At 68.4% G+C, this 19,210-nt stretch carries 20 protein-coding genes and 1 pseudogene; 6 read left to right on the top strand and 15 right to left on the bottom strand.

The window, feature by feature from the left end; translation table 11 throughout:
* Positions 1-203 precede the first annotated feature (203 nt).
* Positions 204-1,862, top strand: a pseudogene (locus PI246_RS16880) (DNA translocase FtsK); the annotation flags it as partial.
* A gap of 66 nt (positions 1,863-1,928) precedes the next feature.
* Here the strand turns inward: PI246_RS16880 and rbsB are convergent.
* From rbsB to PI246_RS16810, 14 genes are all read right to left on the bottom strand, one after another.
* Positions 1,929-2,864 carry a ribose ABC transporter substrate-binding protein RbsB gene (gene rbsB, locus PI246_RS16875; protein ID WP_320552491.1) on the bottom strand — a complete coding sequence of 312 codons (936 nt, stop codon included), beginning with the start codon at positions 2,862-2,864 and terminating at the stop codon, positions 1,929-1,931.
* A gap of 19 nt (positions 2,865-2,883) precedes the next feature.
* Positions 2,884-3,825, bottom strand: coding sequence for an ABC transporter permease subunit (locus tag PI246_RS16870; protein WP_320552490.1), 942 nt, complete (start codon positions 3,823-3,825; stop codon positions 2,884-2,886).
* Between the two features lies 1 nt (position 3,826).
* Complete coding sequence (locus PI246_RS16865; RefSeq protein WP_320552489.1) at positions 3,827-5,308, bottom strand: sugar ABC transporter ATP-binding protein; 1,482 nt, start codon at positions 5,306-5,308, stop codon at positions 3,827-3,829.
* Positions 5,308-5,706 (bottom strand): D-ribose pyranase, encoded by a 399-nt coding sequence (gene rbsD / locus PI246_RS16860; protein ID WP_320552488.1) that lies wholly within the window; start codon positions 5,704-5,706, stop codon positions 5,308-5,310. Before rbsD ends, PI246_RS16865 begins: the two co-directional genes overlap by 1 nt.
* On the bottom strand, positions 5,703-6,599 hold the full coding sequence (locus tag PI246_RS16855) for a ribokinase (protein WP_320552487.1): 897 nt from the start codon (positions 6,597-6,599) through the stop codon (positions 5,703-5,705). The genes rbsD and PI246_RS16855 overlap by 4 nt, the downstream gene beginning before the upstream one ends.
* Before the next feature lie 133 nt (positions 6,600-6,732).
* Positions 6,733-7,089, bottom strand: a complete 357-nt coding sequence (locus PI246_RS16850; RefSeq protein WP_320552486.1) for a DUF971 domain-containing protein — start codon at positions 7,087-7,089, stop codon at positions 6,733-6,735.
* A 79-nt stretch (positions 7,090-7,168) separates the two neighbouring features.
* Positions 7,169-7,786 (bottom strand): hypothetical protein, encoded by a 618-nt coding sequence (locus PI246_RS16845; protein WP_320552485.1) that lies wholly within the window; start codon positions 7,784-7,786, stop codon positions 7,169-7,171.
* A gap of 39 nt (positions 7,787-7,825) precedes the next feature.
* Positions 7,826-9,163, bottom strand: coding sequence for an ATP-dependent protease ATPase subunit HslU (hslU, locus tag PI246_RS16840; protein ID WP_320552484.1), 1,338 nt, complete (start codon positions 9,161-9,163; stop codon positions 7,826-7,828).
* A 4-nt stretch (positions 9,164-9,167) separates the two neighbouring features.
* Entirely contained in the window at positions 9,168-9,701 is a 534-nt protein-coding gene (gene hslV / locus PI246_RS16835; protein ID WP_320552483.1) for an ATP-dependent protease subunit HslV, read from the bottom strand.
* A 215-nt stretch (positions 9,702-9,916) separates the two neighbouring features.
* Positions 9,917-10,798, bottom strand: a complete 882-nt coding sequence (locus PI246_RS16830) for a tyrosine recombinase XerC (protein ID WP_320552482.1) — start codon at positions 10,796-10,798, stop codon at positions 9,917-9,919.
* A complete protein-coding gene (locus tag PI246_RS16825; RefSeq protein WP_320552481.1) occupies positions 10,795-11,481 on the bottom strand; it encodes a DUF484 family protein in 687 nt (228 codons plus the stop codon). Before PI246_RS16825 ends, PI246_RS16830 begins: the two co-directional genes overlap by 4 nt.
* Before the next feature lie 61 nt (positions 11,482-11,542).
* A complete protein-coding gene (dapF, locus tag PI246_RS16820) occupies positions 11,543-12,370 on the bottom strand; it encodes a diaminopimelate epimerase (RefSeq protein WP_320552480.1) in 828 nt (275 codons plus the stop codon).
* A 5-nt stretch (positions 12,371-12,375) separates the two neighbouring features.
* Positions 12,376-12,591, bottom strand: coding sequence for an LPS translocon maturation chaperone LptM (gene lptM, locus PI246_RS16815; RefSeq protein WP_320552479.1), 216 nt, complete (start codon positions 12,589-12,591; stop codon positions 12,376-12,378).
* Positions 12,592-12,632: 41 nt separating this feature from the next.
* Positions 12,633-13,103: a GNAT family N-acetyltransferase gene (locus PI246_RS16810; RefSeq protein WP_320552478.1), complete on the bottom strand. Its 471-nt coding sequence runs from the start codon at positions 13,101-13,103 to the stop codon at positions 12,633-12,635.
* A gap of 243 nt (positions 13,104-13,346) precedes the next feature.
* On the opposite strand from PI246_RS16810, the gene PI246_RS16805 reads away from it, so the two are divergent.
* Positions 13,347-14,831 (top strand): RimK family protein, encoded by a 1,485-nt coding sequence (locus PI246_RS16805; protein WP_320552477.1) that lies wholly within the window; start codon positions 13,347-13,349, stop codon positions 14,829-14,831.
* Positions 14,832-14,839: 8 nt separating this feature from the next.
* Here the strand turns inward: PI246_RS16805 and PI246_RS16800 are convergent, their stop codons facing one another.
* Positions 14,840-15,058, bottom strand: coding sequence for a hypothetical protein (locus PI246_RS16800; protein ID WP_320552476.1), 219 nt, complete (start codon positions 15,056-15,058; stop codon positions 14,840-14,842).
* A 122-nt stretch (positions 15,059-15,180) separates the two neighbouring features.
* On the opposite strand from PI246_RS16800, the gene aroE reads away from it, so the two are divergent.
* The 4 genes from aroE (at position 15,181) to PI246_RS16780 (ending at position 19,121) form a co-directional block, all read left to right on the top strand.
* Complete coding sequence (gene aroE / locus PI246_RS16795; protein ID WP_320552475.1) at positions 15,181-16,017, top strand: shikimate dehydrogenase; 837 nt, start codon at positions 15,181-15,183, stop codon at positions 16,015-16,017.
* The gene (locus tag PI246_RS16790; RefSeq protein ID WP_320552474.1) at positions 16,017-16,277 is read left to right on the top strand and encodes a YkgJ family cysteine cluster protein; all 261 of its coding nucleotides are present in this window, start codon (positions 16,017-16,019) and stop codon (positions 16,275-16,277) included. The genes aroE and PI246_RS16790 overlap by 1 nt, the downstream gene beginning before the upstream one ends.
* Positions 16,278-16,335: 58 nt before the next feature.
* Positions 16,336-16,689 carry an energy transducer TonB gene (locus PI246_RS16785; protein ID WP_320552473.1) on the top strand — a complete coding sequence of 118 codons (354 nt, stop codon included), beginning with the start codon at positions 16,336-16,338 and terminating at the stop codon, positions 16,687-16,689.
* A gap of 134 nt (positions 16,690-16,823) precedes the next feature.
* On the top strand, positions 16,824-19,121 hold the full coding sequence (locus PI246_RS16780) for a TonB-dependent receptor (protein WP_320552472.1): 2,298 nt from the start codon (positions 16,824-16,826) through the stop codon (positions 19,119-19,121).
* Positions 19,122-19,210: the final 89 nt, after the last annotated feature.

Here is a 19,210-nt window from a genome sequence, read left to right as displayed (position 1 = left end):
CGGACACCGTCATCCGCGAGCCTTGGCTGGCGCCCAGGGCGCTGGCGCCGGCCGTCGCCGATGTCGACGCGCCCACGGACACCCCGGTTGTCCCGGCGCCGTCGATACCGACGGCCGCGCCTGGCGAACGGGAGACGTCACCGCTCGACGAGGTGATGTTCCGTGAGCGCCCGGTGCCGTCACCGATGCCGACGCCCGCGAGGGAGGCGCCGCCGCTCGACGCGGTCGTGTTCCGCGAGCGACCTGTGCCGTCGCCGGTGCCGGCTCCCGCGCCGGTGTCCCGCTTTGCCATCGCCGCGAACGACGACCACGAAACGGCCCGTCCGGACGACGCCATGGTGACGCTCACGCCCGCGCGTGCCCTGCGTGTGGCAACGGCCGGCGCGGTAAGCCTTCCGCCGTTGTCGTTGCTTGCCTCGCCCACGCATGCGGCGATGGCGGTCTCGGACGTCGAACTGCAGGAGACCGGTGAGCTGATCGAGCAGCGCCTGCGCGAGTTCAAGGTGCCCGTCCAGGTGGTGGGCGCCTCGGCGGGACCGGTCATCACCCGTTATGAAGTGGAGCCGGCGGTCGGCGTGCGCGGCAACCAGATCGTCGCCTTGATGAAAGATCTCGCCCGCGGGCTCGGGCGCAGCTCGATCCGCGTGGTGGAAACCATCCCGGGCAAGACCTGCATGGGCCTGGAGCTGCCGAACGAGCAGCGGCAGATGATCGCGCTGTCGGAGATTCTGGACTCGCGCGAATACCGCGAATCCGACTCGTGGCTTACCCTTGCGATGGGCAAGGGCATCACGGGCGAGCCGGTGGTGGCGGACCTGGCGAAGGCACCGCACATGCTGGTGGCGGGCACGACGGGCTCGGGCAAGTCGGTGGCGGTCAACGCCATGATCCTGTCGATGCTTTACAAGGCCACGCCCGACGACGTGCGCATGATCATGATCGACCCGAAGATGCTCGAGCTTTCGGTTTACGAGGGCATTCCGCACCTGCTGGCGCCCGTGGTCACGGACATGAAGCTCGCGGCCAACGCCCTCAACTGGTGCGTGGCCGAGATGGAAAACCGCTACCGGCTGATGTCGGAACTGCGCGTGCGCAACCTCGCCGGCTTCAACCAGAAGGTGCGCGAGGCGCGCGCGATGGGCAAGCCGCTGTTCAATCCCTTCCCCGCGCATCCTGAGGTACCCGAACACCTCGATACGTTGCCGACGATCGTGGTGGTGATCGACGAGCTGGCCGACCTCATGATGGTGGCCGGCAAGAAGATCGAAGAACTGATCGCCCGGCTTGCGCAGAAGGCGCGCGCCGCGGGCATCCATCTCATCCTCGCCACGCAGCGTCCCTCCGTGGATGTGATCACCGGCCTGATCAAGGCGAACATTCCCACACGCGTGGCGTTCCAGGTGTCGTCGAAGATCGACTCGCGCACCATCCTCGACCAGATGGGCGCGGAGAGCCTGCTCGGCCAGGGCGACATGCTGTTCCTGCCGCCCGGCACGGGGTACCCGCAGCGCATCCACGGCGCATTCGTGGCCGACGAGGAAGTGCACCGCATCGTCGCGTGGCTGAAGCAGTTCGGCGAGCCGGACTACAAGGACGAGATCCTCGCCGGGCCGCCGGGCGAGGCGATGGATGGCGAGCCCGGCGATGATGGCATGGATGCCGAGCTGGACCCGCTCTACGATGAGGCGGCAGCCTTTGTGTTGCGCACGCGTCGGGCCTCGATTTCGTTCGTGCAGCGCCAGTTCCGCATCGGTTACAACCGCGCTGCGCGACTGGTCGAGGCGATGGAAAGCGCGGGCATCGTCTCGCCGATGGGCATCAACGGGCAGCGCGAGGTCGTCGCGCCCGCCCCGCAGGATTGATCCAGGCGTCGTCGACGCGTGCCGTACCGGCGCGGCGGCACTGCCGCGCCGGTACGGCAGGATGCATCAGGGCTTCGTGAGGAGCTTCAGCGGCACCGCGATGTTCGTCTCGACCGGCTGCTTGTCGATGAGCTTCTTCGCCGTTTGGACGCCGAGCTTGCCGATCTCTTCAGGCTGCTGCGCCACCGTCGCGGCCATGCTGCCGTTTTCCACGGCGGCCTTGCCGTCCGGCGTGCCGTCGAAGCCCACGACGAGCACCTTGCGGTTCTTGCCGGCAAGTGCCTGCACCGCACCCAGCGCCATCTCGTCGTTCTGCGCGAAGATGGCCTGCACGTTGTCGTTCGCCTGCAACAGGTTCTCCGTCACCGACAGACCCTGGGCACGATCGAAGTTGGCCGGCTGCTCGGCCACGATCTTCATGCCGGTGCCGGCGATCGCATCGTCGAAACCCTTGCCGCGCTCGCGCGCCGCCGACGTGCCGGGCACGCCCTGCAGTTCGATGACGTTGCCCTTGCCGTCGAGCTGCTTGGCCAGGAAGTCGGCTGCCATCTTGCCGCCGGCGATGTTGTCGGAGGCGATGTGCGAGGCGACCTGGACACCATCGACGCCGCGGTCGAGCGTCACCACCGGGATGTTCGCGCGCTGGGCCGACTGCACGGCGCCAGCCAGTGCGGAGGAATCGGTCGGATTGAGCAGGATCACCGAAACGCGTCGCTGGATGAGGTCTTCCACGCTCGAGATCTGTCGCGCGGGATCGTCCTGCGCGTCCACCACCACGAGCTGCACGCCCGCGGACTTCGCCGCCTGTTCGGCGCCGTTCTTCAGTTCGACGAAGAAGGGGTTGTTCTGCGTCGACAGCGCCAGGCCCACCACGGGCGTGCCGGTGGATGCGGCGCCGCCGCCTGAGGCGGCCGAGGCGGGTGCCGCCTCGCCCGGCCCCTGCTGGGAACACGCGGCGAGCAGGGTGGCCGCGGCGGCGGCGAGGAACGTGAGTTTGCGCATGGGTGGATCCCTCGTGTGATTACTGGCGCCGGTCGAGCAGGACGGCGATCAGGATGACGACGCCCTTGACGACCTGCTGGTAGAACGAACTGACGTCGAGCAGGTTCAGGCCGTTGTTGAGGAAGCCGATCAGCAGCGCGCCGATCAGCGTGCCGAACAGCCAACCGCGGCCGCCCGAGAGACTGGTGCCGCCCAGCACCACGGCGGCGATGGCGTCCAGCTCGTAGCCCGAACCGGCGGTGGACTGCGCCGAATACAGGCGCGAGGTGAGTACCACGCCGGCCACCGCCGAGAGCAGGCCCGACAGGCCGTAGATGGCCAGCTTCATCGGCGCCAGGCGCACGCCGGAAAGACGCGCGGCTTCTTCGTTACCGCCGATGGCCATCACGTGGCGGCCGAACACGGTGCCACGCAGGAGGAACGCGCATGCGGCGAAGACGACGAACATCCAGATCACCGGCAGCGGGAGCAGATGCGCGAGGTAGCCGCCGCCGAGCAACGCGAAGCCGGCGTCGGTGACAGGAATCGGCGTGCCTTGCGTGTAGACCAGGGTGAGGCCGCGAAGCAGGGTCATGGTGCCCAGCGTGGCGATGAACGGCGCCACCTTGCCCCAGGACACCAGCGCCCCGTTGACCATGCCCAGCACGAGACCCAGGCCCAGGCCGGCGCCCATCGACAGGGCAAGGCCGTGACCGGCGGCCATCAGGCCCGCGGTGATCGCGCCGGTCAGCGCGAGGATGGCCCCGACGGAGAGGTCGATGCCGCCGGCCAGGATCACGAACGTCATGCCGAAGGCGATCAGGGCGTTGATCGACACCTGGCGCAGCACCGACAGCAGGTTGCCCGTGGTGAGGAAGTCCGGGCTCATCACCGACAGCACGATGAAGAGCAGCACCAGGCCAATCACCGAGCCGAGGCGTTGCAGCAGCGGAGCCAGGCGGCTCCAGTTCACTTGGGTCATGTCACTTGCCTCCGGTGGCGGCGGTCATCACGGTTTCCTGCGTGGCGCCCCGCGCGTCGAGCAGCGCGGTGGCGCGGCCCTCGTGCATCACCAGGATCCGGTCGCTCATGGCGAGTACTTCGGGCAGCTCCGAGGAAATCATCAGGATCGCCACGCCCTGCTCCGCCAGTTGGTTGATGATGTGGTAGATCTCGGCCTTGCCGCCGACGTCGACGCCCCGCGTGGGTTCGTCAAGGATCAGCACCCGTGGCTTGAGCGCGAGCCACTTGGCAAGCACCACCTTCTGCTGGTTGCCGCCGGAGAGCGCGCGCACGTCGAGTTCCATGTCGCGCGTGCGGATCTTCAGCGCGTCGATGAGGCCACGGGTCTGTTTCTTTTCGGCGGGACGGTCGACCAGCCCGGCGCGCGCGGGCACGCGCGGCAGGCTCACGTTCTCGCGCAGGCTGAGGTCGAGCACAAGGCCCTGGCCCTTGCGGTCTTCGGTGACGAAGCCGAAGCCCGCGTGGATCGCTTCGCTGGGCGTCTTCGGCGTCACCGGCCGGCCGTCGAGCGTCACGCGGCCGGATTCGAGACGGTCCAGGCCGAACAGCAGGCGCGCCAGTTCGGTACGGCCGGCGCCGAGCAGGCCGGCGACGCCAAGCACTTCACCGGCGTGCAGGTCGAAGCTGACGTCGTGCACCATGCCCCCGCCGACGTGTTCCACGCTCAGGCGCACCGGACCGACGTGGGGCGTGCGTGCCGGAAAGCGTGCGTCCAGCGTGCGGCCTACCATCATCTTCACCACCTCGTCGAAGCCCAGGCCAGGCACGTCGCGCGTGCCCACGAACTGGCCGTCGCGCAGCACCGAGATGCGGTCGCACAAGGCGAAGATTTCTTCCATGCGATGCGAGACGTAGACGATGCCCGTGCCCTGCGCGCGCAACTCGCGGATCAGCCGGAACAGCGTGTCGGTTTCGCTTTCGGTGAGCGCGGCGGTGGGCTCGTCCATGATCAGCACGCGGGCGTTCTGGCCGAGCGCGCGGGCGATCTCGACCATCTGCTGGCGCCCGACCGAAAGCCGTTCGACGGACGTGTCCGGGTCGAGCCGGTCCATGCCGACGCGGGCCAGCCACGCCCTCGCGCGCTCGGCCATGGCCCGGCGCCGGAGCAGGCCGAAGCGGTGCTCTTCGCGGCCCAGGAACAGGTTGTCGGCGATGCTCAGCGACGGGATGAGGTTGAGTTCCTGGTGGATGATCGCGATGCCGTGCTTCTCGGCATCGGCTGGCGAGGCGATCGCGGTGGCTTCGCCGTCCACGTCGATGCGGCCCCCGTCGGGGGCGTAGATGCCGGTGAGGATCTTCATCAGCGTGGACTTGCCCGCGCCGTTCTCGCCCATCAGGGCATGCACCTCGCCCGCCCGCAGTTCGAAGTCCACCCCTTCGAGCACCTTCACCGGGCCGAACGCCTTCTGGATACCCTGCATCCGGATCAGCGGCGCGGCCATCAGAACGTCACGCCCGCGTGCAGCACGATGTTGGCGTAGGGCGCGGTCTCGCCCGTGCGCACCACGGCGACCGCGCGTTCGCTGATGCGCTTGAGTTCGTCGTGCGCGCACTCGTCCACCGCGACGCCGTCGCGGGCGAGGCGTTCGGCCACGGCGACGAGGGCGTGATTCTTCGCATGGATGTCGTTCGCCACCGTCACGCGTTCGACGGCGAGTTCGGCGTACACGGCCTCGAACACGGCGGCGAACGAGGGCGTGCCGGGCACGACGGCGAGGTCGATGCAGGGCACGCCGGGCGGCACCGGCAGGCCGACGTCGCCGATCACGAGCAGGTCGGTATGCCCCATCGCCGCGATCACGCGGTTGAGTTCGGCGTGCAACAGGCCGGCGCGCCTCATCGATGCGCCTCCAGGAAAGCGTCCAACGCGTCGCGGCGTGGCATACCGGGCTGGGCACCCAGCTGCGAGACCTTCAGGGCCGCCGCGGCGCAAGCCTTGCGCACCGCCACGTCGAGGCCCTCGCCAAGGAAGACGGCAAGCGCCGCGTTGAATGTATCGCCCGCGCCCGTGCTGTCGACCGCGTCGACGCGAAAGCCGGCCTGGTGGCGTGGCGCGTCGTCGCCGTCGCGGAACCACGCGCCCTCCGCGCCGCGGGTCAGCACCACGGGGCACGGCGCGCGACGCATCAGCTCCCGGAAGTCGGTGTCACCCCGGTCGTCGAGCACCGTCGCCAGTTCGTGCTGGTTGGGCGTGAGGTAACGCACGCGGTGCAGCCATTCGGCGGGCAGGCGCTGCGCGGGGGCGGGGTTGAGGATCACCGGCACGTTCTCGTCGGCGGCGACGCGCAACGTGGCATCCACCGCGTCGAGCGGGATTTCCAGTTGCACGAGTACCGCGTCGGCGCCGCGAACGACCTCACGCGCCGCCTCGACCTGCGCGGGCGTGACGCGCCCGTTGGCGGCGGGTACGACGACGATCTGGTTTTCCCCGCCCGCCACGGTGATCGAGGCGGTGCCGCTGCCCACGCCGTCGAGCCGGCGCACGTGGCCGACGTCGATCCCCTCGGCCTTCAGGCCATCGTAGAGCTGCTGGCCGAAGGCATCGGCGCCGACGTTGCCGACCATCGCCACCTGCGCCCCGAGGCGCGCGGCGGCCACCGCCTGGTTGGCACCCTTGCCGCCGGGGATGGTGAGGAAGCGGTCGCCGGTCAGCGTTTCGCCCGGGGCGACGAAGCGCGGGGCGAGCGTGACCAGGTCCATGTTGATGCTGCCGACGACGACGATTCGCGTCATGTCAGGGATGCTCCGGGTAGGCCACCGGGGAACGGGCACCGTTCGCGGGTGGGGATGCGCGATGGCGCTGCACTATACCCCTTGCGTGCCGATGCCGGCTTGAACGCACGCACCGCTGGCGCGTGCGGACGCGTCATTCCCGCGTCAGGCCCTTGGCCTCGAGTTCGGCCACGTAGGCGGGCCAGGCGGTCTCTTGCGCACGCCCGAGATCGTAGAGGGTATCCCAGCCGAAGATGCCGCTCGCGTGACCGTCGTCGAAGCGGATGAGAATGCCGTAATGGCCGGTGGGTTCGACGGCGAGGACGCCGATGTGTCGCTTGCCCGAGACCAGCACCTTCTGCCCCAGGCCATGGCCCTGCACTTCGGCGCTGGGCGAGTTCACCCGCAGGTACTCGTAGGGAAGGCGGAACCGTTCACCGTTGTCGAAGGCCACCTCGAGAACGCGCGAGGCCTGGTGCAGGGTGATGTCGAGCGGACGGGGGCGATTCATGGCATGCGGGACCAGGCACGAACGTGCCCCGCGAGCGATGCACCGGACGGCCATCGCGCGCGGGGCGCGCTTCTAGGGATCAGGGGGCGTGGCCGAAGCCACCGCCCGTGCCCTGCTCCAGCGGCGGCGGATCGCCCGCCACGGCCAACAGCGAGGTGGCGTAGGCGTCTTCCATGCTCACGGTGGAGACTTCATCCCACGAGAAGAACGACGGCTCGCGCAGCCATTCGGCGTCGGGCGTGATCTCCTGCATGTTGAAACCTTCTTCTTCAACGCTGACGAGCCGGCCGATGTAACAGACCTCGGATTCGTCTTCGCTGTCGACGTGCACCCCGATCACCGGCGCGTGCGCCGATGCGGCCTTGATCACCTGGGTGATGTCATCGAGCGGGAAGTCGGCCGGCGGCGTGGGCGAGATACCCTTCAGCGCCAGCGCCTTCTCGAGGAAGCCGCGATGTTTGTCCGGGGCCTCGAATTCGGAGATGTCGCGATGCCGCATGATGTACATGCCGTCATAGCTCACGCCGTCGCCGATCACCCACAGCAGGAAGAACTCGCGGCCGACCCCGCCCACGTAGCCGCAGAAGCTGCCGTGTTCGAGTTCGCTGCGCCAGATGCGAATCAGCTCGCGGTTGTCCTGCGCCTCGCGCAGGGCGGCCCGCTGGCCGTTCGTCTTGAGTTGGATAACCTTGCCCATAGTGGTCAATAGTTTAGCAGGAGGCGGGGCCATCCTTGTTCAGAGGATGTAACGGCTGAGATCTTCGTCCTTGACGAGCGACGACAGGTTTTTATCCACATATTCGGCGTCGATCCCGTATTTTTCGCCGGATTTGTCTGCGGCTTCGAAGGAAATCCGCTCGAGCAGCCGCTCCATGACGGTGTGCAGCCGCCGCGCGCCGATGTTTTCGGTGCGCTCGTTGACCTGGAACGCGACTTCCGCCAGGCGGTCGATGCCCGAATCGGTGAAGTCGAGCGTGACGCCCTCGGTATGGAGCAGCGCAACATATTGCTTGGTCAGGGCATTGTTCGGCTCGCGCAGGATGCGCTTGAAGTCGTCGACCGACAGCGCGCTCAGCTCCACGCGGATCGGCAGGCGGCCTTGCAGTTCAGGGATGAGGTCGGACGGCTTGGCCAGCGAGAACGCGCCGGAGGCGATGAACAGGATGTGGTCGGTCTTGATCGCGCCGTATTTGGTCGACACGGTCGAGCCCTCGACCAGCGGCAGCAGGTCGCGCTGCACGCCTTCCCGGCTTACGCCCGCACCGCCCCATTCCGAGCGTTGCGCCACCTTGTCGATCTCATCGATGAAGACGATGCCGTTCTGTTCGGCGGCGTCGACCGCGCGGGCGCGCAGTTCATCGTCGTTGAGCAGCTTGCCGGCTTCTTCCTCCACCAGCAGCGGACGTGCCTGCCGGATGGTCATCTTGCGCTTCTGCGACTTGTTGCCGCCGAGGTTCTGGAACATGCGGCCCAGCTGCTGGCTCATTTCTTCCATGCCGGGTGGGGTCATGATTTCGACGCCCACGTTCACGGCGACATCGAGCTCGATCTCGCGATCGTCCAGCGCGCCCTCGCGCAGCTGCTTGCGCAGCTTCTGCCGGGTGTCGCTGTCGATCGCGGGGGCCTGGCTGCCGGTGTCGTCCCAGCCGGTGGGCTGGCGCCGGGGCAGCAGCGCGTCGAGGAGCCGGTCTTCCGCCGCGTCTTCGGCCTGGCTCTGCACCCGGCCCTTGGCCTGGTCGCGCACCAGCTTGTAAGAGACGTCGGCGAGGTCGCGGATGATCGATTCGACATCCTTGCCGACGTAGCCGACCTCGGTGAACTTGGTGGCTTCGACCTTCACGAACGGCGCGTTCGCCAGGGTCGCGAGGCGACGGGCGATCTCGGTCTTGCCCACGCCGGTGGGGCCGATCATGAGGATGTTCTTGGGCGTGACCTCGTTACGCATGCCCGGCTCCAGCTGCATGCGGCGCCAGCGGTTGCGCAGGGCGATGGCCACGGCGCGCTTGGCGTCGTGCTGGCCGATGATGTAGCGGTCGAGTTCGTTGACGATCTCGCGGGGAGTGAGTTCGGACATCGGCTCAGAGCTCTTCGATCGAATAGTTGTGGTTGGTATAGATGCAGATATCGCCGGCGATCTTCAGCGATTTTTCGACGATCGCACGTGCATCCAGTTCGGTGTTCTCCAGCAGCGCCAACGCGGCGGACTGCGCGTAGGGGCCGCCCGAGCCGATGGCGATGAGGCCGTGTTCGGGCTCGAGCACGTCACCGTTGCCCGAGATGAGCAGCGAGGCCTCTTTGTCGGCCACGGCCAGCATCGCCTCCAGGCGGCCGAGACGACGGTCGGTGCGCCACTCCTTGGCCATTTCCACGGCGGCGCGGGTCAGGTTGCCGCCGTGCTTGACCAACTTCTCCTCGAACAGCTCGAACAGCGTGAACGCGTCGGCGGTGGCTCCGGCGAACCCGGCCAGCACGTCGCCCTTGCCCAGCCGGCGCACCTTGCGCGCGTTGGACTTCATCACGGTGTTGCCGAGGGTGACCTGGCCATCGCTGCCGATGACGACCTTGCCGTCGCGGCGGACGCAGACGATGGTCGTGGCGTGCATGGGCTCCATGGGGATCCTTCGGTTCCTGGGTGTGAACGGGGGAAGTGGGGGGCCGGCAGGCGGGAAGCAAGGGGCCGGGCGGGGGGCGGGGGGGGCAGGAAGTGGGGGCGCAAGCACGATGGCGTCCGGCGCCCAAGCGTCACGGAGTGCGCTTTACCGTGGCGCCGCCCATCCCCTCGCCCGCACGGACTCGCGCCCCCACTTCCCTTCCCCCCGCCCCCGCCTTATCCCTTCCGCTTCGCCCGCGGGTGCGCCGCGTCATACACCTTCGCCAGATGCTGGAAATCTAGGTGCGTGTAGATCTGCGTCGTGGCGATATCCGCATGCCCCAGCAGCTCCTGCACCGAGCGCAGGTCGCCGGAGGATTCGAGCATGTGGCTGGCGAAGGTGTGCCGCAGCATGTGCGGGTGCACGTGGTGGGTCATGCCCGCGGAGAGCAGGCTCAGGCGCTTCTGCACCGTGCGAGGGCTGATCGGCAGGCCGCCCCGGCCCTTGAACACGGGCTGTTCGGGACCGTGGCCGCCGTCGTCCGCCAGCCGCCGCAGCGCGGCCACGGCGTAACGGCCGACCGGGAGGATGCGGGTCTTGTTGCCTTTACCCAGCACCCGCACCTGGCCGTCGTCGAGATCGAGATCGCCCCAGCGCAGCCCGCACAGCTCGGACAGGCGCAGGCCGCTGGAATACAGCAGCTCCATCATCGCGGCGTCGCGCGGCGCATGGGCGTCGCCCAGCGTGGTCTCCACCAGCTGACGGGCCTCGTCCACATCGAGCACGTGCGGGAGCTTGCGACGCACCTTCGGTCCGCGTACCCCGGCCGCGGGGTCGTGGTCGAGCCGGCCTTCGCGCTGGAGATAGCGAAACAGGGTGCGGCAGGCGGAGAGCAGGCGCTGGAGGCTGTTCGGGGCGAGGCCGGCCCGGTGTTCGCGGGCGATCATGCCGCGCAGGCGCTCAGGCGCAAGCGCGTCGAACCCGGCGATGCCCTCGCGCTCCATGAAGGCCAGCAGTTTTTCCAGGTCGCGCCGGTACGCGGCCATCGTGTGCGCCGACGGCGCGCGTTCGGCCGAAAAGTGCCGCAGGAAGGCCTCGACGGCCTCGCGCGGGGTCACGCCGCCTTCCGGGCCCGCTGGATGGCCGAGCCCACCGTGGTGGAAATCATGTCGAGAAACAACGTGCCCATGCCGGGATGGAAGCGGTCGGCGTCGAGGCTGCCGATGGCGAGCATCGCGTCCGGGCCGACCCGCATGAGCGCTGCCGACCGGACCTCGCCGGCCTCGTCGCCGAACAGGCGGTGCAGTTTCTCGGCGGCCAGGCGCCCCGCCACGGGCTCGCCGTGCTCAAGGAATGAGGCGAACTCCGGCAGGCCAGCCGTGCCGCGCGCCTCGCGCAGCAGCCAGGGCTCGTCTGGCAGGCCGGCGAGGTCGCCGAAGAACACCAGGCGCACGCGCTCGGACTGGAAGTCGTCGGTGAGCCGGCGGACCACGCTGCGCACGGTCTCCTCGATGCCGCCGGCGCCGAGCAGGGCCAGCATCAGCCCATGCACGCGGCGCATGAGGGCCTCGTTCTCGCCGGCGATGGCGGACAGCTCGCGCAGGCGCGTATCGAGTTCGGCGTTCTTCTCGCGCAACGAGCGCATCTGGTGCACGGCCAGCGAGGTGGCCGGCCCATGGCGCGTGGGCAGCACGAGAGCGTCCGCCACGTCGGGATAGTCCGCGAGGACGTCAGGATGGCGCCGCAGCCAGGCCACGACGGTGGCCGGGTCGAGATCGCCGTCGATCGCGCTGTCGCTCATGGGAGTGCCGTCCTTCATCTGATGCATGCCGCTCGCAGTGTGCCGTGTTCGGCGCCCCGCGTCATACCTCGCCTTCGAACACGAAGGCCGCCGGTCCCGTCATCCACAAGGGCTGGCCGGGGCCGTTCCAGTCGATGGCGAGCCGGCCGCCTGGCAGGTCGACGTTCACCCGGGCGCCGGCCAGGCCCAGCGCATGGGCGACGGCGGCGGCGGCACAGGCACCCGTGCCGCAGGCCTGGGTCCATCCGCTGCCGCGTTCGTGCACGCGCAGGCGAAGGTGGTCGGGGCCCAGTCGCTGCACGAAGCCGACGTTGACCCCGGCCGGAAAGGCCGGGTGGACGGTGAGTCGCGGGCCCAGCCGGTCGACGCGCGGGTCGTCGATATCGTCGACGAAGACCACCGCGTGCGGGTTGCCCATCGACACCGCGCCGACGGTGACCTCGTCGCCGTCCACGTCTAGCGTGTAGGTCGCCTGCGCCGGGCGATCGAGCGGCACGCGCGCCGGGTCGAACACGGGCTCGCCTATGTCCACGGTGACCATGCCCTCGCCGGTGACCTGCACGACGACCGGTCCGGAGGGGCTTTCCAGCCGCACCGGCACGTGGCGCGGGATGGCGCCCTCGCGGTCGAGCCAGGCCGCGACGCAGCGTACGCCGTTGCCGCACTGGCCCGAGGGTGTGCCGTCGGCGTTCCAGATGCCGTAGTAGAAGGCGCACGACGGGTCGCGCGCCGGTTCGATGCTCAGCAGCTGGTCGAAGCCGATGCCCGTGCGGCGGTGCGACAGCCGGGCGATGCGTGCGGCACTGGGCACGTGCCCGGCATCCTCGCGCCAGTCGACCACGACGAAGTCGTTGCCGATGCCATGCATCTTGGTGAAACGGATCGGCATGGCGATCAGGGGTGGGTGATCGGATTGAACGGCGCGAACGAGGTGCTGGTGGGCGCGGGGCCGACGGTGGAGGCGTGCGCGGGCTGCACGACCGGCGGCGCGGGCGTGCCCGGCTTCGTGGCGGCGGCCGGGGGCGGCATGAACAACGGGCCCTTGTTGCCGCAGGCCGCGAGGGCCAGGGTGACGAGGGCAAGGGCGCAAGGGAGCAGGGATCGGCGCATGGTCGGTTCCGCGGAAGGCGAACGCCAGTATAGCCCCGGTCTCAGAGCGCTTTCTCGAACCGGAAGGCGTCGGCGCCGTCGGCGTAATAGCGGGCGTATTCGCCGATGCGCCGGTAGCCGAGCCGCTCGTAGAGGCGGATCGCCACCGCGTTGTCCTTGCGCACTTCCAGGCGCAGCGCGTGGCAGCCGCGATGGCGGCCGGCCTCCTCCGCCGCCGCGATGAGCGCCGAGCCGACGCCCTTGCCCTGCGCCTGCGGCTGGGTGGCGATGGAATACAGCCGGGCCACGCGGGTGCCCTTGCGGAAGAACACCACCGCGGTGCCGAGGAAGCGGCGGTGGTTCGCGCTGGCCACGAGCACCAGCGCGCTCTCGCTGTCGAGGTGCTTGCGATACTGCGCGCGGCTGAGGCGATCCTGGGCGAAGCTCGATTCCTCGAGCGCGACCAGGTCGTCGAGATCGCTGACTTCGGCGCGACGAACGCGTACCGCGGCGGTAACCGGGGGTGGACGCATGCGTGATGGAACTCCGGCGCGGATGGGGATGAGACGTCGGCGGGGCCGGCGGGGGAAGGCGGCAAGCGCGGAACTTTAGACCCCGGCGCAGCCACGATCAATGACTTTTTCATAAACCCGGTTCGCGGGTTTTCACGATGGGCGGCTTGTGCGCCGACATGTCGCGGAACACACTGCCCCACCGGCGAAACACCCGGTCCGATGGCGGACCGGACACGTGGGATCGTCGTCTGCAGAGGTGTCATGAGCCGGCTCGTCATCGTCGTGGAGAAGGCCTCGGACTGGGGCTCGTATTACCCGTCCGCCGATGTCGTCACCGCCAGGGATTACCTCCGCGAGCCGATCGGCGGCGACGAGGAGCGCACCCACGTCATCAACCTGTGCCGCAGCTACAAATACCTGGGCACGGGCTATTACGTATCGCTGCTGGCCGAGGCGCGTGGGCATAAGGTGATTCCCTCCGTGCGCACGGTGAACGACCTGCGCCGCCGCTCGCTCTACGGGCTGGACATCGACGACCTCAACCAGAAGCTGGCGACGTTCCTGCCCGCGGGCGGACGCGACACCACCGATTTCGGGGTGCTGGTCTACTTCGGCGAGACCGCCTACCCCGACCTGCAGGATCTCGCCCGGCAGATCTTCGACATGTTTCCGTGCCCGCTCATGCGCATCGAGTTCGAGCGCGAGCGCATCTGGCAGGTGAGCGCGGTGAAGCCCGTGGGGCTGCATACGCTCGACGACGCGCAGGAAGACGCTTTCGCGGCGGCGCTTGAGCGGTTTTCGCGGAAGATCTGGCGCCGTCCACGGGTACGCAAGCGCTTTCGTTACGACATCGCGATGCTCGTCGATCCCAACGAAGCGATGCCGCCGTCGAACAAGAAGGCGCTCAAGCATTTCATCGAGGCCGGTAAGCACCTGGGCATCGAGGTGGATCCGATCGGCCGCAACGATTACCAGCGTCTGGCCGAATACGACGGCCTGTTCATCCGCGAAACCACGGCCAGCGACAACCATACCTACCGCTTCGCGCACCGTGCGGAGAAGGAAGGCATGGTGGTGATGGACGACCCGACGTCGATCCTGCGTTGTACGAACAAGATCTTCCTCAACGACCTCATGGTGTCGCGCAAGCTCGCCACGCCGACCACGGAGATCCTCTATCGTGACGATCCCCGGCAGCTGCGCGAACTGCCCGACCGTCTCGGCCTGCCGCTGGTGCTGAAGATCCCGGACGGCTCGTTCTCGCGCGGCGTGTTGAAGGTGGAGTCGCGCGAGGCGCTGGAGAAGGCAGCCAGTGAGCTGTTCTCGCACAGCGCCCTGCTCATCGCGCAGGAATACCTCTACACCGAGTTCGACTGGCGCATCGGCGTGCTCAACCACGAGCCCCTTTTCGCGTGCCAGTACTTCATGTCACGCGGGCACTGGCAGATCTACAACCACGGCGCGAAGGGCACGGCGAAGTCCGGTGGCTTCCGCACGGTGCCGGTACGCGACGCGCCCGCCGAGGTGGTGAAGCTGGCGCTCAAGGCCACGCAGACCATCGGCGATGGCCTCTACGGCGTCGACCTGAAGCAGGTGGGCGATCGTCCGGTGGTGATCGAGGTCAACGATAACCCGTCGATCGACGCGGGCGTGGAGGACGCTTACCTTGGCGAAGACCTCTACCTGCGGATCATGCAGGAGTTCGTGCGGCGGCTGGAGTTCAAGCGGCTCGGCATCCAGGCCTGAGTCGCCGCTCAACGCTTCAGCAGGCCACCCAGCAACGCCAGCGGCAGGCGCGGCTGCATCGCCACCAGCACGCTCGCCGGGGCCAGCACCAGCCAGAACACCGGGGTCCAGCCCAAGGTGTCGCTGTGCGCCGACAGGGGCGTGAGCAGCAGCACGGCGGTTCCCACGGCCAGCCAGGCCAGGGCGATGAGGGCGCGGATACGGCGGGGCGAGAGCGAGTCATGCATGGCGCGGGTTCCGTGGTCGGTATGGCGCCACGTTAGGCGGCGCCGGTCTCACGGACCGCGACCGGCTGGGTAGAATGGCGCGGCCGGACGCCCGGTCCGTATCGTCCATCCAAGGAGCCTCCATGAGCGCCGAAGCGCACCGTTACGCCGTGTTCGGTCATCCGATCGCGCACTCGTTGTCCCCCGACATCCACGCGGCGTTCGCGGCGCAGCTCGGCATCGCCCTCGATTACCGGGCCCTCGACGTGGCACCCGGCGCGTTCAACGACGCCGTGCGGACCTTCTTCGCCGAAGGCGGCCACGGCGCCAACGTCACCCTGCCGCACAAGACGGTCGCGCTCGCGCTGGCCGACGTCCGCACCGAGGCCGCTACGCGGGTCGGCGCGGCGAACACGCTTACCCGGCGTGACGACGGCGGCATCGAGGCCCACAACACCGACGGCAGCGGCTTCGTGCGCGACATCACCGAACGCCATGGCTTCGACCTGCGCGGCCACGACGCCCTTCTGCTCGGCGCCGGCGGCGCGGCCCGCGCCGTGGCCTGGGCCCTGATGGACGCGGGCGTGCAGACGCTCACCATCGTCAACCGCACGCCCGAGCGTGCCGACGAGATCGCCGACGCCATCGGTGAACCGGGCCGCTGCTACACCCGCTACTGGGACGGCCTCGACGGGGAGTCGTTCAACCTCGTGGTCAACGCCACCGCCATCGGCGTCGCAGGCGGCAGCTTCGACCTGCCCACCTCGATCCTCAAGGATCACTCCACCTGCTACGACCTCAGCTACGGTGCCGCCGCCGCGGCCTTCAAGGGATGGTCGCTCGCCGCCGGCGTTCGGCCCGACTGGTTCCGCGACGGCCTGGGCATGCTGGTGGAGCAGGCCGCAGACGCCTTCGAGCGCTGGCACGGCCAGCGTCCGGATACCGATCCGGTCTACCGCGAGCTGCGCCAGCGCGTCTGATGGCGCTCGCCTGCCGTCCCGGTTGTGGCGCGTGCTGCATCGCGCCCTCGATCAGCTCGTCCATCCCCGGCATGCCGCACGGCAAGCCGGCGGGCGTGCGTTGCGTGCAGCTCACCGCCGACCACCGGTGCGCGATCTTCGGCCGCCCCGAACGACCGAAGGTGTGCGCGGGCCTGCGACCCGAGTCAGCGATGTGCGGTGACGACCGGGTGCACGCGCTGGCCTGGCTCGCAAGGCTGGAGAAAGCGACGGCCGGTTGAATCGCCGGTGCCCCGCACGGGCTCTCAAAACGATCGCGCCCTAGGGAGCGCACGCGTCATGCCAATGATCCGAAGGACTACCCTGGTCGCACTCGTCATGTTGGGGCTGTCGTCGCTGGCGCTCGCCGCCTCCGAAGACCCCAAGGACTGGCCTGCGGCCTACGCGAACCTGCCCAAGGGCACGGTGATCGTCAAGGCGCTGATCGGCACCGACGGTGGGGTGCGCGAGGTCAGCCTCGCGCGGTCGTCGGGTCGCCCCGACCTGGACGACAAAGCGCTGGACGTCATCCGCCAGCGGCACTTCAAACCGCCCATGAAGAACGGTGCGCCGGCCTCCGGCTACGCATATATCCCGGTGGCGTTCAGTCCGATGCCGCCGCCGCCGGACGCGGCGCACGACGCATCGAAATAACTTGCCCATGACGGACAGATGTCACGAAGGCGTGCGATCGTCACGCAGGTAAGACATATGTCATGTCCCGGTAAGCGCGGTTACACGAGGAATCGCGAGCCTGCGTCGATCACTATCCGCGCAAGGTCCACCCGATGTCGCTCGCCCGCACCGCCCTCGCCAGCGCCCTGGCACTTTCCCTCTACGCAGGCCTCGCCCACGCCGGCGACAACGACACGGCCAGCGCCACCCCGGCCAATGCCGCCGCCCCGACCGATACCCGCGACGCCAAGCAGCTCGAAGCGGTGTCGGTGATCGCACCGGGCGAAACGCGCCAGATTCAGAGCATCGGCGTCGACGAAATCGTGCGCCAGCAGCCGCCGGGTTCCAGCCCGCTGAAGGCGCTGGACAAACTGCCCGGCGTGCAGTTCCAGGCGGCCGATCCGTGGGGCGCCTACGAGTGGTCGACGCAGATCACCCTGCACGGCTTTGACCAGTCGCGCCTGGGCTTCACGCTCGACGGCATCCCGCTGGGCACGATGGGCTACGGCGTCACCGACGGCCTGCAGATCACCCGCGCGATCACCGCCGAAAACCTTGCCACGGTCGAGCTGGCGCAGGGCGCCGGTGCGCTGGGCACGGCCTCGAACACCAACCTCGGCGGCACGGTGCAGTTCTACTCCGCCGATCCGGAGATGAAGGCGGGCGCGCGCGTGAGCCAGGTGATCGGTTCGGATTCCACCCACCGCACCTTCGCCCGCATCGACTCGGGCGACTACCACGGCTTCTCGATGTACCTGTCGTTCGCCAACGCCGACACGGACAAGTGGAAGGGCTTCGGCGACCAGAAGAGCAACCAGGCCAACCTGAAGGCTGTCTACCAGTGGGGCGACGGCAACCGCGTGAGCCTGTTCGCCGACAGCAGCAAGCGCAAGGAATACGACTACATGGACCTGTCCCTCACCAGCCAGCGCGCGCTGGGCTGGAACTGGGACTACCTGCAGCCGGACTGGAACACGGCCGTGCAGATGGCGAACGCGCTGAACGGCAACGGCGCCTACCCGGCCGTGCTCAATGGCCTGCCGGCCGACTACGACAAGGGCGACGCCACGTATTACGCCGGCGGCGGCATCCGTCGCGACAGCCTCGCCGGCCTGTCGGGTTCGTTCAATCTCGCCGAAGGGGTCACGCTCGACGCCACCGGCTATTACCACGCCGACCGCGGTGAGGGTCAGTGGGCCACGCCGTACCAGGCCTCGTCGCCGACGGTGCCCATCGCGATGCGCACCACCGATTACGGCCTGGATCGCTATGGCCTGACCTCGTCGCTGAAGTTCAACGTGGGCAACAACGACATCGAACTGGGCGTGTGGGGCGAAGAAGCCAACACCAACCAGGAGCGCAACTACTTCCAGCTGGGTGGCCCGTACACCGCGCTGTACGTGGTCTACAACGACCAGACGCCGTTCCTGCGCGCGTTCCTGCAGCACTACGAGACCAAGACGCGCATGGCGTACGCCGAGGATACGCTGCACCTGCTCGACGACGCGCTCACCGTCAACGTCGGCGCCAAGTCGCTGCACGTGACTACCGACGCCACGTCGCTGGTGCCGACGACGGCGTTCGCCCAGGGCAGCATGCGTGCGAGCAAGGGTTTCCTGCCGCAGGTGGGCGTCGACTACAAGCTTGACGCCAACCAGGACGTCTACGCGTCGTACGCAAAGAACATCCGTGCCTACGGCATTACGCCGTTCAGCACCTCGCAGCAATCGTTCGACGCGGCCAAGAGCCGTCTGAAGCCGGAAGAATCGCAGACCTGGCAGTTCGGCTACCGCGCGCACGGCGAAACGTTCGAGGCATCGGCGGGCGTGTTCTACACCCGTTTCGCCAACCGCCTGCTCGTCACCACGCCGTGCCCGGCCGTGGTGACCTGCGCCTCGTCGCTCAACAACGTCGGCGACGTGGTCAGCCGTGGCGCCGACCTGGCGTTCCTGTGGAAGCCGGTGCAGGGGCTGTCGTGGCTCAACTCGTTCTCGTACAACCACTCGACCTACCAGGACGACTACCAGAACTCGGGCACGGTGCCGACCGCCGACAAGTACGTCGTGGGCGTGCCCAAGACCATGTTCTCCACGTCGGTCAGCTATGAGATGCAGGGCTGGCGCGCGAACATCGAAGGCAAGTACACCGGTCGGCGCTACATCACCTACACCAACGATTCGTCGGTGCCGTCGTACTGGGTGGTCAACGCGGGTGTGTCGTACGACTTCGGTGCGATGGCGGGCCTGGACGAACTCAGCCTGGGCCTGAACGCCACCAACCTGTTCGACAAGCGCTACTTCGGCAGCACCGGCACCAATGGCTACGTCGCTTACGATCCGAACGGCTACAACCAGACGCTCATGGCGGGTGCGCCGCGCCAGTACTTCGTGAGCCTCAACGCGAAGTTCTGATGCACCGTGCGTCGGCCGGTCGCGCGCTCGCGGTCCGGCCGATGCCACCATCCGGTCGTCGGCCTGCAACAATCCGACGATACCGTGGC

The organism is Luteibacter sahnii, from assembly GCF_034063545.1.
In the GTDB taxonomy this organism is placed as follows: Bacteria; Pseudomonadota; Gammaproteobacteria; order Xanthomonadales; family Rhodanobacteraceae; genus Luteibacter; species Luteibacter sahnii.
This window is presented reverse-complemented; position numbering and strand designations above follow the sequence as displayed.

What these genes read in the sequence shown, in the direction of transcription:
- PI246_RS16870 (WP_320552490.1), bottom strand. Translation starts at nt 3,825, where the DNA reads ATGACCCAAGTGAACTGGAGCCGCCTGGCTCCGCTGCTGCAACGCCTC.
- PI246_RS16825 (WP_320552481.1), bottom strand. Translation starts at nt 11,481, where the DNA reads ATGAGCGACAGCGCGATCGACGGCGATCTCGACCCGGCCACCGTCGTG.
- PI246_RS16855 (WP_320552487.1), bottom strand. Translation starts at nt 6,599, where the DNA reads ATGACGCGAATCGTCGTCGTCGGCAGCATCAACATGGACCTGGTCACG.
- dapF (WP_320552480.1), bottom strand. Translation starts at nt 12,370, where the DNA reads ATGCCGATCCGTTTCACCAAGATGCATGGCATCGGCAACGACTTCGTC.
- PI246_RS16780 (WP_320552472.1), top strand. Translation starts at nt 16,824, where the DNA reads ATGTCGCTCGCCCGCACCGCCCTCGCCAGCGCCCTGGCACTTTCCCTC.
- PI246_RS16850 (WP_320552486.1), bottom strand. Translation starts at nt 7,089, where the DNA reads ATGAATCGCCCCCGTCCGCTCGACATCACCCTGCACCAGGCCTCGCGC.
- PI246_RS16785 (WP_320552473.1), top strand. Translation starts at nt 16,336, where the DNA reads ATGCCAATGATCCGAAGGACTACCCTGGTCGCACTCGTCATGTTGGGG.
- PI246_RS16845 (WP_320552485.1), bottom strand. Translation starts at nt 7,786, where the DNA reads ATGGGCAAGGTTATCCAACTCAAGACGAACGGCCAGCGGGCCGCCCTG.
- PI246_RS16800 (WP_320552476.1), bottom strand. Translation starts at nt 15,058, where the DNA reads ATGCATGACTCGCTCTCGCCCCGCCGTATCCGCGCCCTCATCGCCCTG.
- hslU (WP_320552484.1), bottom strand. Translation starts at nt 9,163, where the DNA reads ATGTCCGAACTCACTCCCCGCGAGATCGTCAACGAACTCGACCGCTAC.
- aroE (WP_320552475.1), top strand. Translation starts at nt 15,181, where the DNA reads ATGAGCGCCGAAGCGCACCGTTACGCCGTGTTCGGTCATCCGATCGCG.
- PI246_RS16790 (WP_320552474.1), top strand. Translation starts at nt 16,017, where the DNA reads ATGGCGCTCGCCTGCCGTCCCGGTTGTGGCGCGTGCTGCATCGCGCCC.
- rbsD (WP_320552488.1), bottom strand. Translation starts at nt 5,706, where the DNA reads ATGAGGCGCGCCGGCCTGTTGCACGCCGAACTCAACCGCGTGATCGCG.
- rbsB (WP_320552491.1), bottom strand. Translation starts at nt 2,864, where the DNA reads ATGCGCAAACTCACGTTCCTCGCCGCCGCCGCGGCCACCCTGCTCGCC.
- lptM (WP_320552479.1), bottom strand. Translation starts at nt 12,591, where the DNA reads ATGCGCCGATCCCTGCTCCCTTGCGCCCTTGCCCTCGTCACCCTGGCC.
- PI246_RS16810 (WP_320552478.1), bottom strand. Translation starts at nt 13,103, where the DNA reads ATGCGTCCACCCCCGGTTACCGCCGCGGTACGCGTTCGTCGCGCCGAA.
- PI246_RS16805 (WP_320552477.1), top strand. Translation starts at nt 13,347, where the DNA reads ATGAGCCGGCTCGTCATCGTCGTGGAGAAGGCCTCGGACTGGGGCTCG.
- PI246_RS16865 (WP_320552489.1), bottom strand. Translation starts at nt 5,308, where the DNA reads ATGGCCGCGCCGCTGATCCGGATGCAGGGTATCCAGAAGGCGTTCGGC.
- hslV (WP_320552483.1), bottom strand. Translation starts at nt 9,701, where the DNA reads ATGGAGCCCATGCACGCCACGACCATCGTCTGCGTCCGCCGCGACGGC.